The 26,492-nt window shown below is 55.1% G+C and carries 25 protein-coding genes; 13 read left to right on the top strand and 12 right to left on the bottom strand.

What is annotated here, in order from left to right:
• Positions 1 to 106 precede the first annotated feature (106 nt).
• The gene (locus DNI29_RS15700; RefSeq protein WP_110979069.1) at positions 107 to 817 is read left to right on the top strand and encodes a hypothetical protein; all 711 of its coding nucleotides are present in this window, start codon (positions 107 to 109) and stop codon (positions 815 to 817) included.
• A 14-nt stretch (positions 818 to 831) separates the two neighbouring features.
• On the top strand, positions 832 to 1,158 hold the full coding sequence (locus tag DNI29_RS15695; protein WP_110979068.1) for an OmpA family protein: 327 nt from the start codon (positions 832 to 834) through the stop codon (positions 1,156 to 1,158).
• A 78-nt stretch (positions 1,159 to 1,236) separates the two neighbouring features.
• Here DNI29_RS15695 and DNI29_RS15690 read toward each other — a convergent pair whose 3' ends face one another.
• From DNI29_RS15690 to uvrA, 4 genes are all read right to left on the bottom strand, one after another.
• Positions 1,237 to 1,617: a 7(1) septoil knot domain-containing protein gene (locus tag DNI29_RS15690; protein ID WP_110979067.1), complete on the bottom strand. Its 381-nt coding sequence runs from the start codon at positions 1,615 to 1,617 to the stop codon at positions 1,237 to 1,239.
• 102 nt (positions 1,618 to 1,719) lie between these two features.
• Complete coding sequence (tpiA, locus tag DNI29_RS15685; protein ID WP_110979066.1) at positions 1,720 to 2,484, bottom strand: triose-phosphate isomerase; 765 nt, start codon at positions 2,482 to 2,484, stop codon at positions 1,720 to 1,722.
• Between the two features lie 63 nt (positions 2,485 to 2,547).
• Complete coding sequence (locus DNI29_RS15680; RefSeq protein ID WP_110979065.1) at positions 2,548 to 3,360, bottom strand: TspO-related membrane protein; 813 nt, start codon at positions 3,358 to 3,360, stop codon at positions 2,548 to 2,550.
• A gap of 155 nt (positions 3,361 to 3,515) precedes the next feature.
• The gene (uvrA, locus tag DNI29_RS15675) at positions 3,516 to 6,350 is read right to left on the bottom strand and encodes an excinuclease ABC subunit UvrA (RefSeq protein ID WP_110979064.1); all 2,835 of its coding nucleotides are present in this window, start codon (positions 6,348 to 6,350) and stop codon (positions 3,516 to 3,518) included.
• A gap of 161 nt (positions 6,351 to 6,511) precedes the next feature.
• Between uvrA and DNI29_RS15670 the strand changes: the two genes are divergently transcribed.
• Positions 6,512 to 7,489: a hypothetical protein gene (locus DNI29_RS15670; RefSeq protein ID WP_110979063.1), complete on the top strand. Its 978-nt coding sequence runs from the start codon at positions 6,512 to 6,514 to the stop codon at positions 7,487 to 7,489.
• A gap of 4 nt (positions 7,490 to 7,493) precedes the next feature.
• Here DNI29_RS15670 and DNI29_RS15665 read toward each other — a convergent pair whose 3' ends face one another.
• Complete coding sequence (locus DNI29_RS15665) at positions 7,494 to 8,177, bottom strand: SGNH/GDSL hydrolase family protein (protein WP_110979062.1); 684 nt, start codon at positions 8,175 to 8,177, stop codon at positions 7,494 to 7,496.
• A gap of 344 nt (positions 8,178 to 8,521) precedes the next feature.
• Between DNI29_RS15665 and DNI29_RS15660 the strand changes: the two genes are divergently transcribed.
• The 3 genes from DNI29_RS15660 (at position 8,522) to DNI29_RS15650 (ending at position 11,613) form a co-directional block, all read left to right on the top strand.
• Entirely contained in the window at positions 8,522 to 10,012 is a 1,491-nt protein-coding gene (locus tag DNI29_RS15660; RefSeq protein ID WP_110979061.1) for an alpha/beta hydrolase family protein, read from the top strand.
• An 89-nt stretch (positions 10,013 to 10,101) separates the two neighbouring features.
• Complete coding sequence (locus tag DNI29_RS15655) at positions 10,102 to 10,710, top strand: hypothetical protein (RefSeq protein WP_110979060.1); 609 nt, start codon at positions 10,102 to 10,104, stop codon at positions 10,708 to 10,710.
• Between the two features lie 156 nt (positions 10,711 to 10,866).
• Positions 10,867 to 11,613, top strand: coding sequence for a copper resistance protein NlpE N-terminal domain-containing protein (locus DNI29_RS15650; RefSeq protein WP_110979059.1), 747 nt, complete (start codon positions 10,867 to 10,869; stop codon positions 11,611 to 11,613).
• Between the two features lie 83 nt (positions 11,614 to 11,696).
• Here the strand turns inward: DNI29_RS15650 and DNI29_RS15645 are convergent, their stop codons facing one another.
• Positions 11,697 to 12,980, bottom strand: coding sequence for an MFS transporter (locus tag DNI29_RS15645; protein WP_110979058.1), 1,284 nt, complete (start codon positions 12,978 to 12,980; stop codon positions 11,697 to 11,699).
• Positions 12,981 to 13,185: 205 nt separating this feature from the next.
• Here DNI29_RS15645 and DNI29_RS15640 point away from each other — a divergent pair, with 205 nt between their 5' ends.
• From DNI29_RS15640 to nth, 5 genes are all read left to right on the top strand, one after another.
• Positions 13,186 to 13,614: a hypothetical protein gene (locus DNI29_RS15640; RefSeq protein WP_110979057.1), complete on the top strand. Its 429-nt coding sequence runs from the start codon at positions 13,186 to 13,188 to the stop codon at positions 13,612 to 13,614.
• 92 nt (positions 13,615 to 13,706) lie between these two features.
• Positions 13,707 to 14,282: a DUF6799 domain-containing protein gene (locus DNI29_RS15635; RefSeq protein ID WP_110979056.1), complete on the top strand. Its 576-nt coding sequence runs from the start codon at positions 13,707 to 13,709 to the stop codon at positions 14,280 to 14,282.
• Between the two features lie 319 nt (positions 14,283 to 14,601).
• Entirely contained in the window at positions 14,602 to 15,237 is a 636-nt protein-coding gene (locus tag DNI29_RS15630) for an RNA polymerase sigma factor (protein ID WP_110979055.1), read from the top strand.
• Positions 15,176 to 15,406, top strand: coding sequence for an anti-sigma factor (locus tag DNI29_RS15625; RefSeq protein ID WP_110979054.1), 231 nt, complete (start codon positions 15,176 to 15,178; stop codon positions 15,404 to 15,406). Before DNI29_RS15630 ends, DNI29_RS15625 begins: the two co-directional genes overlap by 62 nt.
• Positions 15,407 to 15,516: 110 nt before the next feature.
• Positions 15,517 to 16,236: an endonuclease III gene (nth, locus tag DNI29_RS15620; RefSeq protein WP_110979053.1), complete on the top strand. Its 720-nt coding sequence runs from the start codon at positions 15,517 to 15,519 to the stop codon at positions 16,234 to 16,236.
• A 35-nt stretch (positions 16,237 to 16,271) separates the two neighbouring features.
• Here the strand turns inward: nth and DNI29_RS15615 are convergent, their stop codons facing one another.
• Positions 16,272 to 17,474 carry a glycosyltransferase family 4 protein gene (locus tag DNI29_RS15615; protein ID WP_110979052.1) on the bottom strand — a complete coding sequence of 401 codons (1,203 nt, stop codon included), beginning with the start codon at positions 17,472 to 17,474 and terminating at the stop codon, positions 16,272 to 16,274.
• A gap of 2 nt (positions 17,475 to 17,476) precedes the next feature.
• Positions 17,477 to 18,487 carry a gliding motility lipoprotein GldB gene (gene gldB, locus DNI29_RS15610; protein ID WP_110979051.1) on the bottom strand — a complete coding sequence of 337 codons (1,011 nt, stop codon included), beginning with the start codon at positions 18,485 to 18,487 and terminating at the stop codon, positions 17,477 to 17,479.
• 109 nt (positions 18,488 to 18,596) lie between these two features.
• Between gldB and DNI29_RS15605 the strand changes: the two genes are divergently transcribed.
• The gene (locus tag DNI29_RS15605) at positions 18,597 to 19,271 is read left to right on the top strand and encodes a porin family protein (RefSeq protein ID WP_110979050.1); all 675 of its coding nucleotides are present in this window, start codon (positions 18,597 to 18,599) and stop codon (positions 19,269 to 19,271) included.
• Positions 19,272 to 19,326: 55 nt separating this feature from the next.
• Here DNI29_RS15605 and DNI29_RS15600 read toward each other — a convergent pair whose 3' ends face one another.
• From DNI29_RS15600 to DNI29_RS15585, 4 genes are all read right to left on the bottom strand, one after another.
• Complete coding sequence (locus DNI29_RS15600) at positions 19,327 to 21,663, bottom strand: hybrid sensor histidine kinase/response regulator (protein WP_110979049.1); 2,337 nt, start codon at positions 21,661 to 21,663, stop codon at positions 19,327 to 19,329.
• Between the two features lie 224 nt (positions 21,664 to 21,887).
• A complete protein-coding gene (locus DNI29_RS15595) occupies positions 21,888 to 23,495 on the bottom strand; it encodes an Rne/Rng family ribonuclease (protein ID WP_110979048.1) in 1,608 nt (535 codons plus the stop codon).
• Between the two features lie 332 nt (positions 23,496 to 23,827).
• On the bottom strand, positions 23,828 to 24,727 hold the full coding sequence (locus DNI29_RS15590; RefSeq protein ID WP_238388116.1) for a tetratricopeptide repeat protein: 900 nt from the start codon (positions 24,725 to 24,727) through the stop codon (positions 23,828 to 23,830).
• 83 nt (positions 24,728 to 24,810) lie between these two features.
• Entirely contained in the window at positions 24,811 to 25,113 is a 303-nt protein-coding gene (locus tag DNI29_RS15585) for an HU family DNA-binding protein (protein WP_110979047.1), read from the bottom strand.
• Positions 25,114 to 25,311: 198 nt separating this feature from the next.
• Between DNI29_RS15585 and mutY the strand changes: the two genes are divergently transcribed.
• Positions 25,312 to 26,403: an A/G-specific adenine glycosylase gene (gene mutY, locus DNI29_RS15580; RefSeq protein ID WP_238388115.1), complete on the top strand. Its 1,092-nt coding sequence runs from the start codon at positions 25,312 to 25,314 to the stop codon at positions 26,401 to 26,403.
• Positions 26,404 to 26,492 lie beyond the last annotated feature (89 nt).

Genomic DNA, 26,492 nt, shown 5'->3' with positions numbered 1-26,492 from the left:
GCTTGCGCGGACTACCCGCAAAAGGATAATAACATATGCTATGTTTAATATTTGAATATTTGCTTCATTTACTCCCTTATTCGCTCAACCCTACCCCCTCCTTTCCATGAAACGAACTTTCCGTTTGGTAGCCTCGGCTATTGCCTTTGGTAGTCTGCTTACTGCCTGCTCTTCGAAGGACGCTGCCACTGAGCAATCTGCCAGCAACCCTACCAGCGAAACCACTGCTCCTGCTGCTTCTGCCCCTACCCCCTCCTCGGAGGCAAACCAGTCGGAAGCTCCAGCAACTACAACTGCCAGCAGCTTCGACATCAACGAGATTCCGGTTTCTACTTCCAACCTGGGCCAGTTCCCCTACTTCGGCCCTCTGAAGGGCTACGAAATACGGTACGACTCTGACAGTGTGGCCTACGAGTTTGACCGCTCTTACCTGTATGATGGACAGGCCCTGGCTAGCGTAGAAGGCCGGGTGCTGCGGCGCAAATACCATCCCGCTGATAAGCAGAAACAGGCTTCGGACCTGATGATCCGGCGCAACTACGAGAACCTGATAACCGGCCTGGGCGGCGTGAAAGTATTCTCGGGTGAAATCCCGGATGAGGCCATCAAGAAAGTAGGCAGCAGCACCGCCGAAAAAGGAGGCATTACGGGCTACTCCGGCGAGTATGACATCTACGTGATTCGCCAGAAAGACAAAGAAATATGGGTGCAGGTGCAGAAGCCTAGCATCGACAGTTACTACTTGAGCGTGACGGAGAAAGCCGCCATGCCCCAGCAGGTTTCGGTTATCCCGGCCACGGAGTTAAAAAAAAACTAGATACGGAAGGCCGCGTGGCCCTCTACGTGAACTTCGACACCGACAAGGCAACCATCCGGCCTGAGTCGGAGCCCACGGTGGCGGAGGTGCTTACGCTGCTGCAGCAGAATCCCAAGCTGCGCTTAGCCGTGCAAGGCCACACCGATAACGCCGGCACCAGCCAACACAATCAGCAGCTTTCCGAAGCACGGGCAGCGGCGGTGGTAGCATCTCTCAGCAAAGCGGGCATTGCCGCTACCCGTCTGCAAGCCGCCGGGTTCGGCCAAAGCAAGCCGCTGGCCGATAACTCTACTGAAGAAGGCAAAGCTAAAAACCGCCGCGTGGAGCTCGTGAAGCTATAAACTCCCTCCCCCCTCAATCAACAAAAAGCCCTTCTGCTACTAAGCAGAAGGGCTTTTTGTAGGTGCAGCCGCTTAACCCTACTGCTTCCGGCAGCCGGCAAAGGAGCGCACTTTGGTGTAGTGAAAAGAGAAGTCAGCCAGGTTGCGGTTGTCCGTTACCAGCAGTATGTAATCGGCGAAGTCACGGGAGTCGGTCAGGTACCACAGGCCAGCCTTATCGGCGAAGAGCTTATTCGTTTCCTGATACACCAGCACATCGGCAAAAGCCTCGTCGGGCTCTTGGTACACTACCCCAAATGCCTGGCTACGGCGCCGTGGGTCGGTTTCCAGATACACCGAGCCATAGAGGCGGCACGGGTCCACCGAGCCCAGTGCCACAGGCGTGGCCAATGGCACTGTCGGCACCGACCGAAACGGATTCAGGGCAAGTAGGCCGGAGAGAAGTAAGGTAGTAAGCATGAACGCTTGACGCTGGCAAATCAAAAAACGTTTGTCATCCTGAACATGAGGCTTAATTCGCCAAACGCTCAGGATGACAAGAGCAAACTTGCTGCCGGATACTTAAAACGACTTGATAATCTCAGTAAAGTCGCGCGATTTGAGGGAAGCACCACCGATAAGGCCGCCATCTACGTCGGGCTGGCTAAACAGCTCACGCGCGTTCTGGGCGTTAGCCGAACCACCGTACAGGATGGTAGTGTTGTCGGCAGCTTCTGCGTCGTAGGCGCGGGCAATCTGCTCCCGGATGAAGGCGTGCACTTCCTGGGCCTGGGCGCTGGTAGCCGTTTTGCCGGTCCCGATGGCCCAGATGGGCTCATAGGCTATTACTACCTGGTCGAACTCCTCGTTGGAGAGGTGGAACAGACCATCTTTCAGCTGCTTGCTGATGAAGTTGAAAGTCTCGTCGGCTTCGCGGGTTTCCAGGCTTTCGCCCACACAGAAAATGGGCTTTAGGCCAGCGGCTAGGGCAGCTTTCAGCTTCTGGCTCAGCAACTCGTCATCCTCGCGGAAGTACTGACGGCGCTCCGAGTGACCCAAAATCACGTATTCAGCGCCTACCGACTGCAGCATCTTGGCCGATACTTCGCCGGTGAAAGCACCGGTTTCCTTTTGGTGGCAATTCTGAGCGCCAAGGTGGAAGCGGCCACCTTCGGGCAGTTGCTTGCCGATGGCCGACAAAAACGGAAAGGGCGGGCATACGACTACCTCTACCTGGGAGCCGGTTACTTCGTCCTGCACCATGTTCACGATTTCGGAAATCAGCGCCTGGCCATCCTGGAGGGTGGTATTCATCTTCCAGTTACCGGCCACAATATTCTTACGCATAGCGGAAAGGATTGAGGTTGGGAGTTGAGCCGCAAGTTAGCAGGAAGGGCAGTAGCACGGCTCCTACTTCGTTACTGCTTGCCGCCTACCCCACCATGCCAGCCCAAGCCCTGCCACCGCTACTAGGCCGGCGGCGGCCAAAGCCATCCAGGCTAACACAACGGTATCGGTTTCAAAGCGGCGGGCGGCCCAGATACCCATCAGCCCCCAGGCTACGGTGGCGGGGTAGGCCAACTCCCGGAAACGGCGGGTTACGTTTAGGGCCAAGCCAGCCGTGATGCCCACCAGCACAATGGCTATTTCGATGCTTTCCTCGGGGCCAGGCTGCCACTGGGTGCCCAGGGTTAGCGTGGTATTGACTACCGTTGCCACCGAAATCCAGCCCAGATACAGGCCAAACGGCACGCTAGTGTACCAAGGCGCTTCTTGGCGCCGCACAAAGTGGCGGGCCCTTCCGTACACCACCGCCAGACTAACCAGAATCAGCAGCATTACTACTGCACTCGGCACCAGCAATTCGTAGGCAAATACCACCAGCCATAAGCCCGTTAGCAGGTTAGCAAGTACCAGAGGCCGTGCTACCGCGTCGGGCAAGGGGTTTTGGCGCTGATTAGGCAGCAGCTGCCACACGGCATAGAATAGCAGACTCAGAAAAATCAGCCCCCAGATGCTGAAGGTATAGCCCGCAGGCGTCAGCACCGTTGGATATTTGTAAGATACCTGAGCGTTAGTCTGCCCATTGAAGGGGTAGCGCTGCGACACATAGTTCAGCGCAATGTTGCCGACAATAGCCGCCGAAGCAGCCCAGCGCCACATCCGGCTCTCCGTAGGAGCAGTCAGGACGTTGAAGGTTTCTTGAGGGGTAGCAAAGTTCATAGGGCGAATAACTGGGAAATACCCGATTCTTCCCTTTACGAAGTCACAATGGTTTTGACGGTTGAGCTTACCTGTTTTCCTACCCCCCGCTTACAACACAAAGCCCGATTACGCCAAGAAAGCATAATCGGGCTTTATAAGAGGTTAGGCTGCGCTTACAGCTTCTCTGCCAGGAAGCGGGCAGTGTGGTTGGTATCCTTGAGTTTCACCATTTCCTCAGGGGTGCCTTCAAACAGCAAGTGGCCGCCGTTGATGCCGCCCTCGGGGCCAAGGTCAATAATCCAGTCGGCGCACTTGATGATGTCCATGTTGTGCTCAATGATGAGCACAGAGTTGCCTTGCTCCACCAGCGCATTCAGGGCCGTCATCAGCTTATTAATGTCGTGGAAGTGCAGGCCAGTGCTGGGCTCATCGAAGATGAACAGGATTTTATCGTTCTGCAGGGTGTTGCCTTTGGTCAGGAAGGAGGCCAGCTTCACGCGCTGAGCCTCGCCGCCGGAAAGCGTATTGGCCGACTGCCCCAGACGGATATAGCCCAGCCCTACGTCGTCCAGAGGCTTCAACCGCTCCACTATTTTGGGCTGGTCCTTGAAGAACTCGATGCTATCCTCAATGGTCATTTCCAGCACCTCGTTGATGCTCTTCTCCTTGTACTGCACGTCCAGGATATCCTGCTTGAACTTGCGGCCTTCACAGGCTTCACAGGTCAGGTAGATATCGGCCATGAACTGCATTTCAATCTTTACCTGGCCTTCGCCCTGGCACACCTCGCAGCGGCCCCCATCAATATTGAAGGAGAAATGTGAGGGTTTGAAACCGCGCGCTTTGGCCAGCTGCTGATCGGCGAAGAGAGTTCTGATGGCGTCGTAGGCCTTCACATACGTAACCGGGTTCGAGCGGCTGCTCTTGCCGATGGGGTTCTGGTCCACGAACTCGACGTGCGTTACCTGCCCGTTCACACCCATGAGGCGGTCGAACTTGCCAGTAGCTTCGCCCGCGCCGCCACCAAGCTGCTTGAGCAGGGCCGGAGCCAGAATCCGCCGGATCAGGGTAGACTTGCCCGAGCCGGATACGCCCGTTACCACCGTCATCACGTTCAGCGGAAACTTCACCGATACGTTTTTGAGGTTATTTTCGCGGGCACCGGTTAGCTCCAGGGCGTTACGCCAGGGGCGTCGTGTTTTGGGCACAGCTACCTCCATACGGCCGCTCAAGTATTGGCCGGTATAGGTGTCGGAGGTCAGGACCTCGGCATAGGTGCCCTGAAACTGCAGGGTACCACCGCCGCTGCCGGCCTCGGGCCCGATGTCGATGATCTGGTCGGCCTGCTCCATCATCTTGTCCTCGTGCTCCACCACAATAACGGTGTTGCCGAGTTGCTGCAAGGAGCGTAGCACGCCAATAAGCTGCTCTGCATCCTTGGGGTGCAAGCCAATGCTGGGCTCGTCGAGAATGTACATGGAGCCTACCAGCGCCGAACCCAGCGAGGTAGCCAACGAAATTCGCTGGCTTTCCCCACCCGACAGGGTGCTGCTTAGGCGGTTCAGGGTGAGGTAGCCCAACCCTACCCGGTTCAGATACTCTAAGCGGTTGGTAACTTCCGTCACAAGGCGCTCGGCTACCTTGGCTTCGTGTTCAGGCAGGTCAAGGTTCTGAAAAAACTCCAGGGCCCGGCTCACGGGTAGTAGCACCAAGTCAGTGATGCTCTGGTCCTGAATCTTGACGTACTGGGCGTCTTTGCGCAGGCGCGTACCACGACAATCGGGGCAGGTAGTGCGGCCGCGGTAGCGGCTCTGAAGCACCCTGTACTGGATTTTGTGCGTTTGTGTTGATACCCAATTGAAGTAGGCATCGAGGCCGTCGAAGTACTTATTGCCTTTCCATAGCAACGTCCGCTCAGCCTCGCTTAGCTCGTTGTAGGGCCGATGAATAGGGAAATCGAAGCGGATGCCATTTTTGAGCAGGGGCTTGAGCCATTCGCTCTGCTTGTCGGTGCGCCAGGGGGCAATAGCGCCTTCGTACACCGTCAGGCTCTTGTCCGGAATAACCAGGTCCTCGTCGATACCCAGCACTGAGCCGAACCCCTCGCAGGTTTGGCAGGCACCGTAGGGGTTATTGAAGGAGAAAAAGTTGACACTGGGCTCCTCGAACACCATGTCGTCTAGCTCAAACCGGTCGGAGAATGTGCGGGTCTCCTCATCTAGCTTCACCAGGCAAGTGCCGTGGCCCTCAAAAAAGGCCGTTTGCACCGAGTCCGACAAACGGAACATCAAATCCTCGTCGCCGGGCTGAATTACGGCCCGGTCAATCATGATGTACACATCACCCTGCACCTCAGGCTGGCCTTCGGCAATCAGCTCTTCAATAAAAGCCGTTTCGCCATTCACTACCACCCGGCTGTAGCCTTTCTGTAGCAATAGATCCAGCTCCTTACTCATGGGCCGCCCATCTTCGGCGGGCAGCAGAGGCGAGAGTAGCATCACGCGGGTGCCTTCGGGCAACTTCATGAGGTAGTCCACCACATCGGCCACATTATCCTTGCGCACCTGCTCCCCACTTACGGGCGAGTACGTGCGGCCTACCCGCGCGAAGAGTAGCTTGAGGTAATCGTAAATCTCCGTGCTGGTGCCTACCGTAGAGCGGTTGTTCTTGATGCTAACTTTCTGCTCAATGGCAATGGCTGGCGAAATGCCCCGGATGTAGTCCACATCGGGCTTGTCCATGCGGCCCAAAAACTGGCGGGCGTAGGAGCTCAGGCTTTCCACATACATGCGCTGCCCCTCGGCATACAGCGTGTCGAACGCCAATGAAGACTTACCCGAGCCCGACAGGCCCGTGACAACAATAAACTTATTGCGCGGCAACGCTACACTCAGGTTCTTAAGGTTATGAACCCGGGCATTTTTTATCAGGATGAACTCGCGCGGGTCGAGCTGGTCAATGGGGTCTGCTGCGGGGGCAGCTACTTGCAAAGCGGAGTTATCGGCCATAGGTTGGTAAACAACGACGGCCGGGGGTTTGGTTTCCGGCTGCTGCGGTTTGAATTAGCGAAGGTACGGCAGATGGGTGGGGTAGGAAACCGCAGACCCAGGTACTACTCGTTGCTGCCCGCAAATTCATAACATTGCAGGGCCGCTTATTTATCAGCTCAATGCCTTTTTCTAGTCCGTTAGCTTCGCTCTATACCGTTCTTCAATCCGTTTGCGCCAGTGCGGAAACCAACGCCGCCTTACTTCGCAAAAACGAAGCTGCTACCCGCGCCGCCCTCATTGACCCAGTACTGCGTGCGCTGGGCTGGGATACGGCCAATGTTCGGATGGTGGAGCCGGAAAGAACGATAGGAGGCGAGTTACGGGTAGATTATTTGCTGCATAACGCCGCCGGCAACCCTCAAGTAGTTGTGGAAGCCAAATGCCTGGGGGCCAGCCTCGACAAGCACGGCTACGTGAGCAAGGTGCTGGGATATGCGCTCGGATTCAAAGTACAAACCGTCTTTATTACCGACGGCCTGCAATGGCATTGCTACTCCAACCTACACAAAGGCAACACGGAGGCAACTACTTTTTCCTTGGCTGAGGGTGACTTACTCCCAGCTGCGCTACAACTGGTTCAGTGGCTGGATGCAGCTCAAAGCGGTCATGGAATCGTAGAATCTCCTCCCCCTCTTCCCGCTGCAAACCACATAGTAAAACAACTTCACAAGCCGCTGAAGAAAGCTGTTAGTAAGCCCTTAAAATCTGTTAGCTCTGATCAGGAGAATTTTATTGAGCTAACCCAAATCAACACGCTGCAACTAGAGCCAAATCAGAAGCCTAAGCGGCTGCGGCTGCCGAATGGCTCTGTCAGAAATATCAAGTCGTGGAAGGATATTTTACTAGAAGCTTGTCATTTGCTCCTCCAGAAAAACACGAATATTTCATTGCCATTACCGGATAAATCAGGTAAAAAAACTGCCTTATTTTCTCGGCAGAAACCACATAAAGGAAGTAGCCACACCGTTACTTACCAAGGCCAGCCGCTCTACATATACACTAACTATAGCGCACCATCCTGCCTGGCTAATGCGCTGTATGTGTTCAATAAGTTGCCCGATCATGAAAAGCAATACGCTCCGGCGGTAGACTTTTAGCGCTCTACCTCCCCAACGCCTTCCCTACTACCCCCTTCCATACCTCATAACCGGCCGGGGTCATATGCAGACTGTCCGAGACGTAGAACTGCGGGCGAGGCCGGCCATTAGGCCCGAGCAAAGGGGTAGCCGTGTCCACGTAGCGTAGGCGCTTGGGGTGCTGCTCAATGTACTCCCGAATAAGGCGGTTGGCTTCCTGCACTTTGGGGTACAGCGCCCAACGTGAAGGACTAGGCTTGATAGCCAGAAACACGACCGGAACCTTTGGCAACTTCTGTTGCATCAGCTTTTCGAAGGCAAGGAACGAATGGAACACTTCCTGGGGGGTAGCGCCGGAGCCAATGTCGTTGTCGCCCTCATAGAGTACTACCTGCCGGGGCTGGTAGGCCACCACCAGCTTATCGAAGAAATACAGAGCATCGGGGAAGCGGGAGCCGCCAAAACCCCGATTCAGGACCGGGCGGCCAGGAAAGTCCTGCTGCAAGGTTTCCCACTTCCGAATAGAGGAGCTACCATAGAACAAAATGGGCCGCTTGGGCGGAGGCGTAAGGCTGTCTTGGCGGGCAAAAGCACGCAGCTCGCCGGTCCACTGAGCGGGGTTGATGGCCGGTGCCTGGGCATGCGCAGCAAAGCCGGCAACCAGTGCTAGCAGGCTTGCCCCAAGTCGGCGAAGGAGAGAACAGATCATAGAAACGGAGTAAGGCAGATGGCAAGGTAGCAGACCTCACCCAAAAACTCTTTTCAGAAACTTCAAACAACACTTCCCAACAGGATGCTTCCGGTAGCTATAGTGTCTCCTATAATCAACCGAATTTCTGCCGTCCATCGGTAATCTACCATATATGGCCTACATTATATATAAAAGCTGATCAGTAGACCGTAATGATTGAAAAATATTAGCCGTTACCGCAGCCATACGAGCAGTTCTGAGGTTATACGTGTAACTCTGAGTGGCATGTATGCGTCAAGTTTGATATTTTCATTCTTGGCCTGCCTTCAATACGGTAGAATACCGGTTCATAATTTCATTTTATGAAGAAAACCTTACCCGCGTTTTTCCTGCTCTGGCTGCTATATTGGTTACCATCCGTAGTATTTGCGGCAGGTGATCAGCCGACTGCTCTGAATGGACAGTGGAAAGGGCCACTTAAGGTTCCGGGGGGCCAGCTGACCCTAATTATTACCCTGGTTCCGCTCTCCAACGGCAGTTACTATGCAGCCCTCGATGCGCCTCAGCAACGCATCAGCCGCATGCCAGCTGAAGTGACGCTCAAAGGCGCTGACCTTACCATTAGTATAGAGCAGGCCGGCAGCAAGTTTATAGGGAAGGTGAAAGACGGTGGGGCTACCCTGCAGGGCACCTGGACCCAGCCAGGTTTGAAGGCTCCGCTCGTGCTTACCCGCATGAAACCGTCGCAAACACCCGTAGCGGCTGGCAAGCCTCGCCTTGCACCGCCCTACCGTGAGGAGGAAATCAAGTTTCTGAATACCCAAGCCAACATTGCCCTAGCCGGTACTCTCACTACGCCAGCTGGCCCAGGGCCTTTCCCGGCCGTAGTGCTCCTTTCCGACAATGGCCCCCAAAACCGTGACGTAGATCAGCAGGACTACCGCATGTTCGGGGCCCTGGCCGACCACCTAACGCGCCGGGGCATTGCCGTGCTTCGGTTTGATGACCGGGGGGTAGGCAAGTCACAGGGTAACCACTTTACCGCCACCACTGCCGACTTAGTAGGCGACGCGCAGGCTGCTATGGTGTATCTGCGCGCAAAACCACTCATTGATCAGCGCTATATAGGTTTGGTGGGCCACGGTGAAGGTGGTAACGTGGCTCTGCTGGCCGCCGCTGAGCAACAGCCCGCAACTCCAGCCTTCGTGGTATCCTTGTCGGGCTATGGTGTTCCGGGGCGCGATGTTATTATGCGCCAGCAAATGGAAATTATGCGCCTTATTGGCTCAAACCCGGCGCAGGTGAAGGCAGCTCTGGAGCTGCACAAGGAGATGGTGGAAATCATTCGGCAGACGCCCAACGACAACCAGGCCCGCGGTAAGGTGGCCGCCACTCTCCGCTTCAACAATACTGACCTGGACCCGCACATGGCCCGCGCCCGTGCCGTGCAGCTTACCTCGCCCTGGTCGCGCTACTTCCTCGATTTCGATCCGACTCGGAGTTTGCCGGCCGTAAAATGCCCGGTGCTGCTGCTGGGGGGCGGCAACGACTTGCAGGTGGACCCAGCCCAGAACATGGCCCCACTGAAAAAAGCCCTGAGAAATGCTTCTGTACGCTCGCAGAAGCTAGCCGGTGTAAATCACTGGTATCAGCCGGAGATGAAAGAATGGCCCCTCGTTAATGGTGAACAGCAGCCCGTTTTTTCGCCCAAAGCACTAACAGCAATCCGGGAGTGGATTTTCGATAACACCGAGCGGCCCCGCCCCCTACCCACCTCCTCTGATGTAAAGGCCGCAGCTACCTCTTCTCGAGGCTTTAAAAAAACCGCCAGCTCGCCTCAGGCCAGCCGCTAGCATCTTACCAGTTCAAAAGAAAGCGCCGGGGCTCAGCTTCGGCGCTTTTCTTTTGAACCTCTCCCACTGGTTTGCACTTATAGTCCAGTATGCTGCCCCTGCGCACCGACCTGCACGATATTATTTCCTTTGGAATGCTGAGCCGCCACACGCTCGATATTCTGCGGCATAAGCATGGCGTAAGTGAAGGCGAGCTGTTTTCGGCGCTCATGCAGGTGCTGCGCGAGCAACGGGCCGGGCGTGAGCAAGCCAGCAGCCCACCGGTTTCCGGCCAATTGATTTGCGGAGCCGATGAGCACATTTGCCGGCACTGCGGAGAAATCCTGCGCAAACGCGACGCCATGAAGCACCTTTGGCAGGCCCATGACCTGGTAGTCCGCCACGCACCAGAAGCGCACTACACCTCCGATGTGCGCCTAGCAGCCCTCTACCGGGAGGCGCGAGTTGCCGGCACCGATCCGCAGCCGCTGGTAGCGGCCTGGGCTACGTCGGAGCAGTTTGATAGCCAGTTTGCGGTGCTTCAAAAGCCAGGTCTGCGGCGGTATTTGGTGCGGCGCCGCGGTTATACGATGCTAATGGTAAGTAGCACTTCACTGAATGGGGCCTACCATCGGCAGGATCTGAACCGGGATAGTCAGCGCCAGGGTTTTACCCGTTGTCTGCAGGGGACTTTTATTCTGGTCCCGATGCGAGCCTGAGCTAGCATTGACTTGAGTGTGGAAATTGTGCATAAGCATAGGGTTATCCACATACTTATCCACAATTATCAAAGCAGGCCGGGTTTGGTTGCGGTTTCTGTATCTAATGGAAAGCGAGCTGCGTAGGAATTTCACCTCCTCTATGAATCTCCTACTATGACCTTTTTCCGCTCGTTTCTGCCTATTGCCTCTGGGTTGTGTCTGCTTGCCGCCTGCCAGGGGCGGGAGCAGGGCTTCAACACCGGCTCTGAAAATAATGCCCCCGATAAAGATGCCGGAGCGGCTACCCTACCCCTAGCTGGCGTGTACGCCGATACCGTGCCTTGTAATGACTGCCAAGGCATTGCCACCCGCCTGATCCTCAAACCTGATAGCCTGTATGAAATGCAGGAAACGTATCTGGGCCGTCCCTCGCCTGCTAACTATCGGCGTGGCCCCTGGCGGGTACGTGGGCAGGTAGTTACCCTGGAGCCGAGCGGGAATGACCCCGTACGGCGCTACTCCGTAGAAGCCAATCAGTCGTTGCGGTTGTTGGATGCCACGGGCAAGCCTATGTCCGACGGCGCGCAGGACTATACCCTAAACCGCACCTCGGATAGCAACCTAAGCGAGGTAGGTACGCGCCGGGAGTTCACAGGTAAATACACCTATCAGGCTAATGCGGCCAGCTTTGTGGAATGCGGCACCGATAAGCGCTACACTATTGCTCCAACCAGTCTCAACGCCGACTTAGAGCGGCGCTACGGCACTACGCGTAAGCAGGAGGGCCAGGCCGTTTTCGTACGAGTGGAAGGGGTTTTGCAAAACGCGGGGGGTAGCGAAGCCCTGGCTGTGGAGAAGCTCTTAGAAATGAAACCGGACCCTATTTGCCCACAAAACCAGAAGCAAGCTTTTCAGAAGTAATACTTCACAATATAAACGCTAAGCCGAAGGCCCCTGAAAATCTGGTTTTCAGGGGCCTTCGGCTTAGCGTTTATATTGTATTCTTAAGCTTTCTGCTTTTCTGGGGTCATGTCTAGCCGGCGCAGCTTGTCGGCCAGCACGGCGGTTATTCCTACCACCCCGATGGTCATGAACCCGCCGAATATCACGGAGTTGACTACCCCTAGCACCCGCGCGGCTACCCCCGATTCGAAGGAGCCAATTTCGTTCGATGAACCAATGAAGATGTTGTTTACTGCCGACACGCGGCCCTTCATGTGCTCCGGGGTGAAGGTATGTAGCAGCGTGGAGCGTACGATCACCGACACGGAATCGAACATGCCGGTAAGGAACAGCAGGAACAGAGAAATCCAGAAGGTATCGGACAAGGCAAACAGGATGGTAGCTGCCCCGAACCCAGCCACGGCCCACAGCAGCTTGCGGCCCGCATGCCGCCGTAGCGGAAAATACGTCAGCAGCGTCGCCATCAGCACGGAGCCAATAGCCGGCGCCGACTCCAAATGGCCTAACCCAGCAGCTCCTACCTTCAGAATATCCACGGCAAACACCGGCAGCAAAGCCACCGCTCCGCCAAAGAGCACTGCAAACAAATCAAGGGAAAGCGCGGCCAGCACCAACTGGTTGCCCCAGATAAAGCGCAAACCACTTAAAATACTTTCCTGCAACCCAAGCTTGTCGCCCTCAATGGGGGGTAGGGGCCGGGAGGCAATAGCCGCGAACTGTACCAGCGCCACAATTAGTAGCACCGTGGCTACCGTGTAGGAGTTTGCTACCCCCAGATGCGCCACCAAGTAGCCCCCAATGGCCGGCCCCAGCACAGCAGCGGCTTGGTAAGTAGTGCTATTCCAGGTTACGGCGTTGGCCAACTTCTCCCGGTCGGCTATCAGCTGGGGCATAAACGAAAATAGCGCCGGCCCCAGAAAGCCGCGGGCAATTCCGCTCACGAAAATGACCGTGTAAAGCGGCAGCGTATACCAGGTTTCTCGCGTGAGCAATTGCAGCCCCACCGGCGAGGCCAGCAACGCCAGCGCCACCGCACACAACACCTGAGCCGCCACCGTGGCTACAATAATATTTTTGCGCCGCACTGAGTCAGCTACGTGGCCGGCATATAGCGAAACGCCAATACTCGGAATTGCTTCGGCTAGCCCAATCAGGCCCAGCGCCAGCGGGTCGCCGGTAAGCCGGAAAATCTGCCAGCCTACCACCAGTCCCTGAATTCGGGTAGCAACGGTCAGGCACACGCGGGCGGAAATCAGCCGCCGAAAGTCCGGAATCCGAAGAGCAGCGTAAGGGTCATGGCGAGGGGTAGCAGAAGAAGCAGACATAGAGCGGGGTGCCGGAAATACACGGGCCCGCAAAGGTAGCCGCTGATTATGGGCTGGGCAGACCAACCTCCGTACTTTTGCAACTGCCCCAGGCCCGGCCCCTCCTACGCAAGCCCTTTTCGCTTCGTTACCGTATGCCCAGGTAGGGACCACATTCGCCGTATTTTCCGCCTTCCTAAGCGGCAGCTTTTTCCAACGACTCGCCATGCCTGCCTCCGTTCCTGCCCCTACCCCCGAGTTTCTGGAGTTTCAGCGCCGCGACGAGCAAGGAGTGCTGGTAGTGCGCTGGACACGGCCGGTTTCGCCCTTAGAGCTGCAGCAGAGCTACGCAGCCACACTTGCGCAAGCGCAGGCAACTCGCACTCGCTTTTGGCTGGTTGACTTGCGGGGCCGTGGCTCAGCCAGTGAAGACGACACCCATTGGGTACTTTCAGAGTTTGTACCACAAGCCTTTAAAAAGCTAAAAGGACGTGTGTACTGGGCTTTCCTGGTTCCAGCGGGCCAGCTCGGCCCCGAGGAGCAACAAGCCGGCTCGCCCATGGTCATGAACGAAATGGCGCACGTCCGGCTGTTTGGAACCGAAGAAGGCGCTCTGCATTGGCTTACCGGCCGCCAGCACCACGACAGTGTTTAAGCGGGCACTACCTACTTAGGCGTAGCCACAACGAGGGCTTCTGCGTATGCTGCTATGCGTTTCGGTTTTTTCCTCCGTAGCAGCTTTTCTCTATGCCACATCTTACTACCTACGCCCGCTCGATTGCGGTAGCTGCATTGCTGGGCTTAACCAGCTTACCTGTTCTCGCTCAAACCAAACCACGTACCGCTACAACAGCTCCTACCCTCAAGGATGGTGCTTTCCGGCGTAATGGTAAACTATACCGGCTGCAGGCTGGCAAAGCCTCACCGCTGACTGCATCTGTACGCTTCAATAATGGCTCTACGCTGCTCTCTAATGGCACGCTGGTCAGCAAATCTGGCGCCCGCCGCCAGTTGGGCGAGGGCAAAGCCGTAAACATGCAGGGTGATATAGTCATTTACCGCGACGACATGATGACGGCCCAGGCTATTGAGCAACATGATGAGGTAACGACGGGTGCCAAGCCCACAGTAGTAGAAATACCGGTTGCCACCAACCTCACAGCCCTGAATACAGAGCTGCAGCGCACCAGCCAGCGGCTGGAGCAACTGCGGCAACTTACGAACCTGCTTTCAGAGCGAGCTGCCGCAACAGCCGCCGGCACCACAACCTCTGCTGCCACGGAACAACAGATTCAGTCGCTTAGCCAGCAACTCAGACCCTAAGCACTAAAATTAGTTTACCGTTATTCCTTGTGCCGAAGTTCTTCTTATCTTAGAAGGGCTTCGGCTTCGCTTTTATGGCATAACTCCAAGCCGGCCCGATATACTGTACCATAGCTCATTTGGTATATTATATATCCTAGTTTCACGATGGGGTGAAAAAATTTTGGCTTTTGCTTGGCTTAGGCATTGTGTTTGGGCCGGCGGTTCTCTACATTTGATTTCACTAGGTTCTTCATCTTCCCTTCACCTCTCCTACCCCTTCACCGGCAACTGCACTCTATGGCCTAAAGCTCTACGTCCCCTAACTCTCGTAGTCTTTATGGAAACCATGCAGCCGAGCGACTCCGCTCTTATTTCGCTCTATATTGCCGGCCAGGAAGAAGCCTTTGCTCAATTGCTTGAGCGGCACAAAGCCCGCGTCTTTACCACCATCATGCTGATTGTGCGTGATGAGGACGTGGCCGAAGACCTCCTGCAGGATACGTTTATCAAGGCCATTCATACCATGAAGGGCGGCCGCTATAACGAAGAAGGCAAATTCTCGTCCTGGATCTGCCGGATTGCGCATAATCTGGCCATTGACTGCTTCCGTCGCGAAAAACGCAGTCCTTTATTAAATCTTGATACAACAAGTCACGCCTTTAATTCGTTGTCGTTGGCAGAAGAAGGTGCTGAAGCTGCGCTAACCCGTGAGGAAACTCATGCGCGGCTTCGGGAGCTGATTCAGGAGCTGCCCGCGGCGCAGAAAGAAGTCCTGATCATGCGTCATTATGGCGACATGAGCTTTCAGGAAATTGCCGATGCAACGGGGGTCAGCATTAATACAGCGCTAGGGCGGATGCGTTACGCGCTGATTAACTTGCGGAAAAAGATGGCCGCGCAACCCGTTTTCTATGATCAAAACCTTTACCCACGAGAAGCTGCTCCGGTACGTGTACAACGAATTGCCGGCTAATGAACAGCAAGAAGTAGAACAGGCCCTGGTGCACGACGCCGACTTGGCCGCTACCTGCGCCGACCTGCTGCTGGCCCAGCGCGCCCTCAATGGGGCTCGTCGCACTCCCAGCAAGCGCACCACCGATTCTATTTTGCAGTACTCCCGCACCTTTCTTAAGGCCGGGTAAGCAGTTTCTTAGGGGAAAAGTATAGTCCTTGCGTGCAGGAGCTTCTGGCAGCTTCTGCACGCAAGGACATTTTTTTGCCTGTACTTTGCAGAGCACTTCACCTTTGCCGTATGCGTAAGCCCGAGCGGTTCCGCCACTTCCTCGATTATTTCACGACCAATTTTCCGGAACCGAAAACGGAACTGGTATACTCCAACCCCTACGAGCTGATTGTGGCCGTGGTGCTCAGTGCCCAATGCACCGATAAGCGCGTAAATCAGATTATGCCGGCACTGTTGGAGCAATTTCCTACCCCCGCGCACCTAGCAGCCGCATCTGCCGAGGAGATATTCCCCTTCATCCGCAGTGTCTCCTACCCCAACAACAAGGCGAAACACTTGGCAGGGCTCGGCCGCCTGCTGATGCAGGAGTTCGGGGGCGAAATACCCAGCACTATTGAGGAGTTGCAACGCCTTCCAGGGGTAGGCCGCAAAACGGCTAACGTAGTGGTGTCGGTTATCTATAACCAGCCAGCTATGGCTGTGGATACGCACGTTTTCCGGGTGTCGCACCGGCTAGGACTGGTGCCGCGCTCAGCCACTACCCCCTTAGCTGTGGAGAAAGAGTTGGTGCGTTACATTCCGCAGGAGTTGGTGCCGAAAGCCCACCACTGGCTGATTCTGCACGGCCGTTACATCTGCGTAGCTCGAAATCCAAAGTGCAGTATCTGTCCGCTTAAAAGCTGGTGCAAGTATTACACTGATGTGGTATCGAAACAGGAGCTTACCCCTGATAAAAAACCTGTTAAACAGCGTCAAGCCCCACATTTGCCAGGCAAAAGCACAACTTAGTACATAAGTAGCACTAAGAAGTATATACACCAAAATCATTGATTCGCGGCACCTTCCAGAACCCTCTGAATTGTCGCCCCAATATGCAGTCGGTTGAACTGCGCCTCCGCTACTTTCAGGCCGACGGCTCCTGCCGCTAGCAACTGGTCCGGATGCTTTAGCAGATCAGCTAGTAGCTGGCTCATTTTAGCAGGCTCACTGGCCGGGGTAAACCAGCCGCAGCCGTGCTGCTCCACCAAGGCTTTCGTCCAGCCCTGATTCGTGACGATAACCGGTGTACCCACGGCTAGGCTGTCATAGAACTTAGCCGGAGAGTTGGCATCGAGCACGGGCAGCCCCAAAAAGGAAACTACTGCTACATCGGCCAGACGGAACCAGGTGAAGACGGCGTGACGTGGCTGAGCTGGTACCAGCCGGATAGCAGGACAGCGTACAGCTGCAGCTCTCAACAAAGGCTCATCATACCCATGCCCCATAAACAGCCAGATTGCCTCGGGATGCTGCTGGCTCAACTGTTCGGCAGCGGCTATTAAGGTAGGAATATCATTGGCCCGCCCAAATGTACCCGCGTACAAAATCACGCGCCGCCCTACCAAGCCATGCTGCTGCCGTAGGGCCATCACAGCCTCTTCCGTGGCCCTAGCGGCCAGATCCAGGTCTGTGCCGTTGAGCACGGTCGTCAGCTTCTCAGCGGGTAAGCCTAGTTGCCGCACGTAGGAGGTCATGTCTGGCGAGAGGGGTAAGACATGGCGGGCCGATTGGTACAAATTTTTCTCCAAGGCGTAGAGCTGACGTTGAGCCAGCTTGCTAGGGACGGCCCCCATGGCAATCGGGAAGGAAGGCCACAAATCCTGCACCTCAAATACCCACGGCACCCGACGCAGACGTGCAACCTGAGCCGCGGCCCAGGCCGCCGTTAAGGGGGTGCTGATGCCCCAGATGACGTCGGGTTTATCAATGCGCAGCCCTTCTCGTAGGGCATAGGCAGCATACCGGCCAAAGGATAATACCCGCCGCGCTACCCCCATTTTATTTTCATACGGTACCGCAGCAGCCCGCATTTCTACGCCCTCTGGTAGCCAGGGAAATGCCTGCGTTAGGCGTTGCGTCTCCCAGGTGCGGGTAGTAATTAAGGTAACCCTGTGCTTTTGGGCCATCTGCGCCAGCAGCGAGTAGTGCCGACTGGTGGCAGGGCAGTCGGGGTTTGTGTGATACTGGCTGAAGACGGCAATGTGCATGGCTAGCTGAGGCGGCCCCGGTTCTGCTTAGGCCGGTAGCGCGACTCGTTCAGAATGCGCTGGGCATTTTTTTCAGCCATCAACTGCTTTAGAGTCACATTGGGATGCTCGGCCATGTATTTGCGCACAATCTGCCAGCCAATCCAGGCCCCTACCCTACCCGGGCACGTCTTGTCAATCTCCGGAATGTTGGGCCGCTCTCCAATGTATTTCTGAATAGTGAAGGGAGCCGTGTTGTAGAGCAGATTTTTATCAATGAAGTGAGCCCAGATTTTGCCTTCGTTAAAGACTACTCCGGCCATTTCTCTATCGGTATAGCCCATAATTAGCGAATCGGCGGTGCAGGGCAGCACCTTTTCCGCGAAGTACAGCGACTTACCGAACTGCACCATTTCGCTTAGCATGGTTTGGTTGGTGATCTGCTTCTGGTTGTACTTACTGCTGATGGCCAGCGCGGCGGTAGGTAGCACATGCTCCTTGGTGTAGCGGCGCTGAATGTAAACCGGCACATTAGGACGGTAAGCTGCTTTCGGACCCACAAAAAAGTCGGTACTGATAACCAGCAAGCTGTCATTCACAAATAAATCCTGGCTCAGCCCACTGACAAACGTCTTTACCGGGGGGACCCGGAAATCGGGAAAGTAGTAGCGGATATGCTGGAACATGGGCTGCAGTTGCTGCTGCAGCTGTTCTGTGCGGAAGGTAGTATCGGCCTGGGCACCCAGCTTCTGAAGACCGGCATTGGTAGCCAAGCGCGCCAGGGTAGCACTAAGCACACTGGCCGGGTATTGACCGCTCTGCAAAAACTGCCGCGCAAAAAGCCCATGCTCTCGCAGGAAGCGTTCCGCATCAACAGGGTTTTTAATCTGGAAAAACGGCTTCTCCAGGCGCTCCACCGTTACCGGAGCCGAAACCTTGGCAACTTCAGGGTCCAGTTCACAGCTTTCTTGGCCGCGGGAACAGGCACTTAGGCCTAGTCCGGCTACCAGCAGGGTCGCGAGGAGGGCCCGCATACGGGCAGGAATGTGCATCACGGTTCTATCTTTAAGGCGAAATTAGCCAAAACGGAACGGCCAACCGCCGTGGCATCGTGTTTCCCCTACTTGTAATTCCGTAACTGCCATGAAAAAAGCTTTGCTTGCCCTTGTTATCAGCGGCGCCACCATTGGTGCTGCCTCCGCTCAGGTTGAAATTGGGTTGAAAGTTTCGCCTTCCATTACCCACCTCCGCGCCAACTCGCTGGAGAACGGGTTGCAAAACGAAAAAGCCAAGCTCGGCATTGGTGGTGGCATCATCGTCGATTACTTTTTCGGTGAGAACTATGCCTTCAGCACTGGCTTAGAGCTCACCGGCAAAGGCGGCACCGTGAGTTACTTCGACCCTACCCTGAACCCGCAGCGGCGGGCGGAGCAGAAAATCGGGCTGCAGTACCTGCAGGTACCCGTCACGGTGAAGCTATTCACGAACGACATTGCTACCGACACGAAGCTCTATTTCCAGCTTGGTGGCTCTCTGAATGCTGCCATTGCCGGCCGCATAGGCGGCGACAAGTATTACACCGACCCCGCTACACTGGAAAAAACCAAAGCTGCCAAGCACGTTATTATTCCGGATGTAGGCCTGCGGGCCGGGTTTGGGGTAGAGCGTCAGTTGGGTAAAAGCACCCGTGTACTAGCGGGTTTGAGCTACCACCGTGGCCTGCTCAACATCGACAACTACTTCGAGGATGAGCGCGGCTTCAAAGATGTAGAACTGAAAAACAGCGAATTCGCCTTGGACCTCGGTATGAAGTTCTAGCTCGCCACGTAATGAACAAGGCCCGCGCATCCTTTATGCGTGGGCCTTGTTGTTGCTATCCTATATCACGAGTAGCAGGCAATTCCTGCGGTAGTTCATGCAGGGCCTGTTGGAGCCGGGCAGCTACTTGGGCTACGGCCGCGCGCCGGGCCGGCTCCGTAAACTCAGCATTCTGCTGCTCTAGCTGCTGCATCAGGGGTAGTACTTCGCGTATGCCCAACGACTCAACTCCAGGCTTGATATGGTGAATGATGGTCGCTACCTGAGACCAGTCGTTGGCGGCAGCGGCAGCATTCAGTTGGGTCAAGCTAGCGGGCATGTTGGTCAGAAACGACCGGATGATCTTTACCACAAAAGCATCGCGACCATGCGCCAGGCTCCGCAGTTTGGTTAGGTCGTAGCTGGCAGGAGCGGTAGAAGTTGCCTCTGCTAGCAAGCTTTCGAGGTGTTGATAGAGGTCCGCTTCTTCGAAGGGTTTCGTCAGGCAGGCATTCATACCGGCGGCTAAGTAGCGGGCATTATCGGCCCGAAAGGCGTTGGCCGTGAGAGCCAGAATGGGCACGTTAGCGCGAGCCGGGTCCGGTAGCTGCCGGATGACGGCTGTAGCCTCCAGCCCGCTCATGCCCGGCATCTGAATGTCCATGAGCACGGCATCGTAAAGTTGGTGCTGTAGCATTTCTACCCCTACCTGCCCGTTTTCGGCTTCATCTACCTCAACTCCCCACTCTTCTAACAGCATACGGGCTACGTCGCGGTTGATTTCGTTATCTTCTACTAGGAGCACCCGACGGCCGCGTAATGCACCAGTATCGAAGGAAGAAACAGTGGGCTCAAGCGTTACGGCGGGCGTGCGGGGTAGGGTCAGTACAAACCGAAAGGTACTACCCTTGCCCAGCTCACTTTCCACCGTCAACTCACCTCCTAACTGCTCAACAATGGCCCGCGAAATGCTCAGGCCTAGCCCCGTACCGCCAAAACGCCGGGTCGTATCGGCATAGGCCTGCGTGAAGCCTTCGAAAATACGGGTCTGTTGCTCCGGCGGAATTCCAATGCCGGTATCCGCAACCAGAAACTCCACCTCCAGCGCGTTATCTGTGGCGCCCAACTGCCGGCTCATTACTGTGATGTGCCCTCCAGGTTCTGTAAACTTGATAGCATTGGCCATCAGATTAATCATTACCTGATTGATTCGGTACGGGTCGCCGGTTACCCAAGGCAAAGGGCACGAGTCGCGGAGGGGGGTAGCAGCTACCGTCAGGCCTTTTTCTATTGCCTGCATTACCAAGGGCTGAAGAGCCTCGCCTAGTGAATCGCAGAGGTTAAAGGCAGTTTGCTCAAACTCTAGCTTGCCCGAGGTAATTTTAGCCATGTCTAGCACATCATTGATGATGCTAAGCAAATGCTGGCCGGAGCTTCGGATGATGCGGACAAATTCCTGCTGCCGTCCATCGAGGCGGGTTTTCGCTAGCTGTCCGGCCATACCTAGCACTCCGTTCATGGGCGTACGTATTTCATGGCTCATGTTAGCCAAGAAATTCTCGCGCGCTTTCAGAGCCGCCTCAGCCTCATCCTTAGCGCGGTTAAGTTCCTGCTCGGCCAGAATGCGTTTCGTAATGTTAACGAGGTAGATATTCGCATAGCCTTCTTCGGCAAAGGGCGCCACAAAAGCCGCGAAGAAACCTTCTCCTACCGAAATATCTACCTGCCAAGGCTGACTGTGCGCCAAGGCCGTAGAAGCCAAGCCTTGCGCTTTAGCCAATAACCTGTTTTGGTCGGCATCGGCTAATGATTGGAATAAGCTATTGGCGGCCGGATTGGTGTACAGCAATTGGCCCGTTACATCGAGCCGGAAAATAGGGTTTGGGTTCTGGCTAGGAATACTGGCTATCGCGCGCAATTGTGTCATCGCGCGGTGGTATTCAGTAACGTCCCGCAGCCGGATTAGCACATGCATAGTATCGTCGGGGCCCGCTTGCATGGGCATGAAATCCCGCTCCAGCACCCGCCCATCTACCAGCTCTACCGGATCGTTGAAGACAGGCTCCCCTTTTTGGCGCTTCTGGTGAACCTGCTGCTCAAAAGCCGTTGGGTCAGCCGTTAGGGGCACCAACACCGCCGCTAGTTCCTGCCAGGCCCGCCCCAGCCAGTACGATGCCGGCTCATCCAATTCCCATAGCTCGCAAAACCGCTCATTTATCAAGTCGATGCGGCCGGCTTTATCCGTTAGTAGAATCCCTTCCTGGAGGTTATTCATTAACTGACGTAGGCGTCTGGAGGTGCTATCAGCACGGCCCACGGCGTCATTCAGCGCAGCCTCCAACTCCTGAATTCGCAGGTGAGCCTGCTCTAAGCTCAAGTACGAGGGGGTAGTGCCGAAAGAGGGGGTAGACATAGGAGAAATGGTAGGGCGCCCTCCAAAGTACCAGTATCCTCGCCCAACAGTTTCTCTTTCTGGATGAATACGCGGTTTTACCCAGCTAACCAGCAGTTCAAGCAAGCGAACAGTTGCGCTATTCTTTCTGCTCCTACCCCCTGCTGCTATGAAAAAGCCCGCGTTACTGGCTGTAACGCGGGCTTTTCTTCTATCAGGAGGAGTTTTCTCGCAGAAAAAATCCGTCAGTCAGTTATTTCCACTTCCCGGTCCTGCAACCGGCTCATGGCCGCCGCGGCCGAGTGCAGCTCGATTTCCTCGCCGTTCTCGTCCTCGATGCGGTACTCGGTGAGGCCCAGACTAGTGTCTTTCATCACCTTCACCCACTTATAATACTTCAGGTACCATTTCATCTGTCGGCTCACCAACCCTTTGGTATAGTAGGCATGCAGGAAAGGGTGCACTGAAAGCGTAATACCCGACTGGTTTTGCGCTACCAGCAGGTCGTCAATGCTGTTGTCGATTTCGTCCGTCACGAGGATGGAAGCCGAAATCTTGCCCGTGCCACCGCAGGTAGGGCACACCTCACCGGTGACAATGGCTTCGGCCGGCCGCACGCGCTGCCGGGTAATCTGAAGCAGGCCAAACTTGGTAATGGGAAGAATGGTGTAGCGGGCTTTGTCCTGCTTCATGATGCTGTGCACCGCGTCTTCCACCTTTTTCCGGCTCTCGCCCGATTTCATGTCAATGAAATCGACGACGATAATGCCGCCCATATCGCGCAGCCGAAGCTGGCGGGCTACCTCTTTGGCGGCCGCGAGGTTTACGTGCAGGGCTGTAGCCTCCTGGTCGCCTTCCTGGTTGCTCTTGTTGCCGGAGTTCACGTCGATGACGTGCAGGGCCTCCGTGTGTTCAATGACAAGGTAACCGCCGCCGGGCACTGTTACGGTTTTGCCAAACAGCGTTTTCAGCTGCTTTTCAATTCCGTGCTGCTCGAAGATTTTCACCTTGCCGGTGTGCAGCTTCAGGAGCCCCAGCTTATCTGGCGCAATCTGCTGCAGGTAGCTGCGCATCTCCTCATACATCGTCGTCGAGTCCACAGTAATGGCATCAAACGACTCGTTGAGCATGTCGCGCAGCATGGAACTCGTGCGGCCCAGTTCTCCCAGCACCTTGTCGTTGGGCTTGCCCGTGCGCAGGTTCTGGAAGAGGGTCTCCCACTTGCTCACCATGCTTTGCATATCCTTGTCGAGTTCAGCCACCTCGCGGCCTTCGGCCACAGTGCGGATGATCACGCCAAAGTTGTCGGGCTTGATGGAGGCAATAAGCCGCTTGAGCCGCTCTCGCTCCGTCTTGCTGACAATCTTCTTGGATACGCTGATGGTATTTGAAAACGGAACCAACACTAAGTAGCGGCCAGCCATGGAAATATCCGTGGACAGGCGCGGGCCCTTAGTAGAGATAGGCTCCTTCACTATCTGAACCAGCAGTTGCTGGCCCTTCTTAAGCGTGTTGTCGATTTTACCGACTTTGTCGAGCGTCCCATCAAACTGGAAGGTTTTCAGGGGGCCAACGGTAATTTTCTGCGATTGTACGCCTTTGCCCCACTTCACTAGGGAGGGAAAATTCTCCCCCAAGTCGCCGTAGTGCAGGAAGGCGTCTTTTTGATACCCAATGTCAATGAACGCGGCGTTCAGACCGGGCATAACTTTCTTGACCGTGCCCAGGAAAATGTCACCCACCGAATAGGCGGTGTCGTTGCGGTCGAAATGATATTCGATGAGCCGCTTGTCCTGTAGCAGGGCAATCCGTTCTCCGTCCTGAGTAGAATTAATGATTAATTCGTTACTCAATGGATTAAGCGGTTAGAAAAGGGGCTCTGAAATAAGCCATCAGCAAAGCTGCTACCCCCGAAACCCGCAAAGGGAAGCCAGCGCACAAAGCGCCAGCTTCCCTTTTAAGCCACGGGGAAAGCAAACTTCTGGCCACTCTCAGAGAACCTAAGTGAGAGATAGACGGACATTCTTCTAGTGAAAAGATGCCGCCAGCAAACCCCGGGAGGGCTTACTTCTTCTTGTGACGGTTCTTGCGCAGACGCTTCTTCCGCTTGTGAGTGGCAATCTTATGACGCTTTCTCTTTTTACCGCAGGGCATGAGTTGAAGTGGTTAAGGGTGTAAAAAATACTTAGTTCAGCTTCTGGAGTTGCTCATCAACCGACGCAGCCAAGGCTGGGTCAGTGCTGAGGCTTTTTGCCTTCTGAAAGGCTTTCCGGGCTTCCTCTTTAGCACCAGTCTGGGCTAAAGCGACGCCAAGATAAAACTGTCCGTTGACGTTTTCGGCGTTAACCTTGATCAATTCCTGGAAACGCTCCACAGCCCGATCAAACTGGCTGCTCTGAATCGCCAAGAAACCAAGGTTATACAGCGCTTTTTCGTTTCGAGGATCAGCAGCTAAAACTTCACGTAGCAGCGTGATGCCCTGCACCGGATTGGAGCTGGCCATATACGCCATGCCGAGGTTGGTTTTAGCATCAAGGTTATCGGGGTTGTTTTTCAACACCTTCCCGTACAACTCTTGGCACTTAGCCCCCAACAGCTTCTGCCGTTCTTCGGTAGCCGCAAAGCTGTAGGCTTCGAAGTATTCGTCAGCAGCCCGTTTCCAAGCCTGCTCACCAGGGCGAGCCAAGGCTACTTGCTCGTAGTAGTAACCAGCACTGTCGAACTTTTCAACGGCTTTGTACTTAGCTGCCAGCTCTTGGGCCAGCCGGAGTCGGCCCGTCAGATCAGCGGAGTTTGATGCCTTGTACTTAGCCAGCAGCCCATTGATTTCGCTGCGCTGGGCAGCAGGAATCGTCATATGCGGCTGTTCGGCAGTAGCTCCTACTGGCTTGCCCATGGCATCTACAGATGCTACGGACGGAGCGGCCGCACCGTTGTCGCGGTTGGCAGTACGGGCACCATCCTGGGCCAGGGTGCCTTTGGCTTCCTTGGGCTTGACGATTACTTTCGGCAACAAAAACAAACCGGCTACCAGCGCTACGGCTAGAGCCAGAATTAGAAGTTGGTGCTTGGAAGTAGTAGCCATCAGGACGAGAAAAAAGCAGGCCGCCGGGCTTCCCAGACGGGAATTCCCAGCGGCTCAGCCGGCAATATTACAACAACAGGTGATTAGGCAGCCAGTTCTTTGATCTTCTTGCTGTTCTTGATCTTGCCAATGAAGGTCTTGGACGGCTTGAAGCTTGGGATGAAGTGCTCGTCGATGATAATCGACGTGTTTTTCGAGATGTTACGGGCTACTTTCTTAGCGCGTTTTTTGTTCACGAAGGAGCCAAAACCACGCACATAGATGTTGTTGCCTTCGGCCATGGAGTCCTTCACAACTTTGAAGAAGGCTTCTACGGTAGCCGAAACGTCTGCTTTCTCGATGCCGGTTTTGTCGGCAATTTCGGCGATTACTTCTGCTTTAGTCACGCTGGTAAGTGTACTAGGGAGTGAAAAATGTTCTGCTGGCAACTTATGCCATTCCCCAAAACGTAAGCACTTGCCCGGTAAGAGTTTGCCTACGTTTTGAGGGGCACAAAGGTAGCCTCCTTTTTTGGTTTTACAAATGGTTTCCCTGCATTCCAGTGGGCTTCCCCGGTTGCATCCAACTTATTCTTTCTCAAAGCCTTGACTTTTCCTCAAACAGCGTCTTCCCAACCTTGGTTTGCAACAGCACTGCTTAATTGGTATCCGCGCCACCGCCGCGACCTACCTTGGCGCCATACGCGCGACCCGTACGCCATCTGGCTGTCGGAGGTGATTCTGCAGCAAACCCGCGTGAAGCAGGGCCTACCCTACTACCTCGATTTTATTAGTAGCTACCCAACTGTGCATGACCTAGCAGCAGCTCCGCAGGATGAGGTGCTACGTCATTGGCAAGGCTTGGGCTACTACTCGCGGGCCCGCAACATGCACCATACGGCCCAGCAGGTAGTGCAGGAGTTTGGCGGCGTATTTCCGGGCACTTATGATGGATTGCTAAAGCTGCGGGGGGTAGGACAATACACAGCCGCCGCCATTGCATCGTTTGCTTACGATGAGCGGGTAGCCGTGCTTGATGGCAATGTATACCGGGTGTTGGCGCGCGTGTTTGGCCTGACGCAGGATATTGCTGCCCCGGCCAGCCGCAAAGTGTTTCAGCAACTGGCCGACACACTGATTCCCGCAGAGCACCCGGCTGAGTTCAACCAGGCTATTATGGAGTTTGGCGCTATTCAGTGCACTCCCGTTAAACCTGACTGCTTGTTTTGCCCCTTACAAAGCCAATGCTATGCGTTTCAGCATGGCATGGTGCAGGAGTTGCCAGTAAAAAGCAAAGCCAAGGCCTCGCGCACCCGCTATTTTCACTACCTAGTGCTGCGCCACGAAGACACCTTGTATATGCGTAAGCGCGGCCCTAAGGATATTTGGGAAGGCTTATATGACTTTGCCCTGCATGAAGCTGACACGGCTGACCTACCAGCTCAGCATGTGGTTGATGCGGTAGAGTTATTAGGCGGTCGGTTTGTGGCGAATGGAGCAGAGGAGCCAGTGCACAGCTTGCGGCATGTGCTAAGCCACCAGAAAGTAGAAGCACGTTTTCACCTGGTGCAATTAGCAGAGCCTCTACCCCCTCAGGCACTAGCAAAGGCAGGCTTAGCAGCTTACCGCGCGGCAGATATTGAGGCGCTACCTAAACCCATGCTTATAACTAACTACATTAGTAAAATCAGGATTTAAACACCTAATATACTTGGCAATTTAGATCTTATTTAGTATATTTATATCTGTAAAAACTCTCTATTCTTCTCTTTCAAGCAACTAACCAT

It is taken from the genome of Hymenobacter sediminis (genome assembly GCF_003231285.1).
In the GTDB taxonomy this organism is placed as follows: Bacteria; Bacteroidota; Bacteroidia; order Cytophagales; family Hymenobacteraceae; genus Hymenobacter; species Hymenobacter sediminis.
Note: the sequence above shows the minus strand (reverse complement) of the source record. Positions and strands in the feature narration are given on the sequence as shown.

What these genes read in the sequence shown, in the direction of transcription:
- DNI29_RS15590 (WP_238388116.1), bottom strand. Translation starts at nt 24,727, where the DNA reads ATGGCTACTACTTCCAAGCACCAACTTCTAATTCTGGCTCTAGCCGTA.
- DNI29_RS15645 (WP_110979058.1), bottom strand. Translation starts at nt 12,980, where the DNA reads ATGTCTGCTTCTTCTGCTACCCCTCGCCATGACCCTTACGCTGCTCTT.
- tpiA (WP_110979066.1), bottom strand. Translation starts at nt 2,484, where the DNA reads ATGCGTAAGAATATTGTGGCCGGTAACTGGAAGATGAATACCACCCTC.
- DNI29_RS15615 (WP_110979052.1), bottom strand. Translation starts at nt 17,474, where the DNA reads ATGCACATTGCCGTCTTCAGCCAGTATCACACAAACCCCGACTGCCCT.
- DNI29_RS15630 (WP_110979055.1), top strand. Translation starts at nt 14,602, where the DNA reads ATGGAAACCATGCAGCCGAGCGACTCCGCTCTTATTTCGCTCTATATT.
- uvrA (WP_110979064.1), bottom strand. Translation starts at nt 6,350, where the DNA reads ATGGCCGATAACTCCGCTTTGCAAGTAGCTGCCCCCGCAGCAGACCCC.
- nth (WP_110979053.1), top strand. Translation starts at nt 15,517, where the DNA reads ATGCGTAAGCCCGAGCGGTTCCGCCACTTCCTCGATTATTTCACGACC.
- DNI29_RS15600 (WP_110979049.1), bottom strand. Translation starts at nt 21,663, where the DNA reads ATGTCTACCCCCTCTTTCGGCACTACCCCCTCGTACTTGAGCTTAGAG.
- DNI29_RS15640 (WP_110979057.1), top strand. Translation starts at nt 13,186, where the DNA reads ATGCCTGCCTCCGTTCCTGCCCCTACCCCCGAGTTTCTGGAGTTTCAG.
- DNI29_RS15660 (WP_110979061.1), top strand. Translation starts at nt 8,522, where the DNA reads ATGAAGAAAACCTTACCCGCGTTTTTCCTGCTCTGGCTGCTATATTGG.
- DNI29_RS15655 (WP_110979060.1), top strand. Translation starts at nt 10,102, where the DNA reads ATGCTGCCCCTGCGCACCGACCTGCACGATATTATTTCCTTTGGAATG.
- DNI29_RS15635 (WP_110979056.1), top strand. Translation starts at nt 13,707, where the DNA reads ATGCCACATCTTACTACCTACGCCCGCTCGATTGCGGTAGCTGCATTG.
- DNI29_RS15650 (WP_110979059.1), top strand. Translation starts at nt 10,867, where the DNA reads ATGACCTTTTTCCGCTCGTTTCTGCCTATTGCCTCTGGGTTGTGTCTG.
- DNI29_RS15680 (WP_110979065.1), bottom strand. Translation starts at nt 3,360, where the DNA reads ATGAACTTTGCTACCCCTCAAGAAACCTTCAACGTCCTGACTGCTCCT.
- DNI29_RS15700 (WP_110979069.1), top strand. Translation starts at nt 107, where the DNA reads ATGAAACGAACTTTCCGTTTGGTAGCCTCGGCTATTGCCTTTGGTAGT.
- gldB (WP_110979051.1), bottom strand. Translation starts at nt 18,487, where the DNA reads ATGCGGGCCCTCCTCGCGACCCTGCTGGTAGCCGGACTAGGCCTAAGT.
- DNI29_RS15665 (WP_110979062.1), bottom strand. Translation starts at nt 8,177, where the DNA reads ATGATCTGTTCTCTCCTTCGCCGACTTGGGGCAAGCCTGCTAGCACTG.
- DNI29_RS15605 (WP_110979050.1), top strand. Translation starts at nt 18,597, where the DNA reads ATGAAAAAAGCTTTGCTTGCCCTTGTTATCAGCGGCGCCACCATTGGT.
- DNI29_RS15690 (WP_110979067.1), bottom strand. Translation starts at nt 1,617, where the DNA reads ATGCTTACTACCTTACTTCTCTCCGGCCTACTTGCCCTGAATCCGTTT.
- DNI29_RS15625 (WP_110979054.1), top strand. Translation starts at nt 15,176, where the DNA reads ATGATCAAAACCTTTACCCACGAGAAGCTGCTCCGGTACGTGTACAAC.
- DNI29_RS15670 (WP_110979063.1), top strand. Translation starts at nt 6,512, where the DNA reads ATGCCTTTTTCTAGTCCGTTAGCTTCGCTCTATACCGTTCTTCAATCC.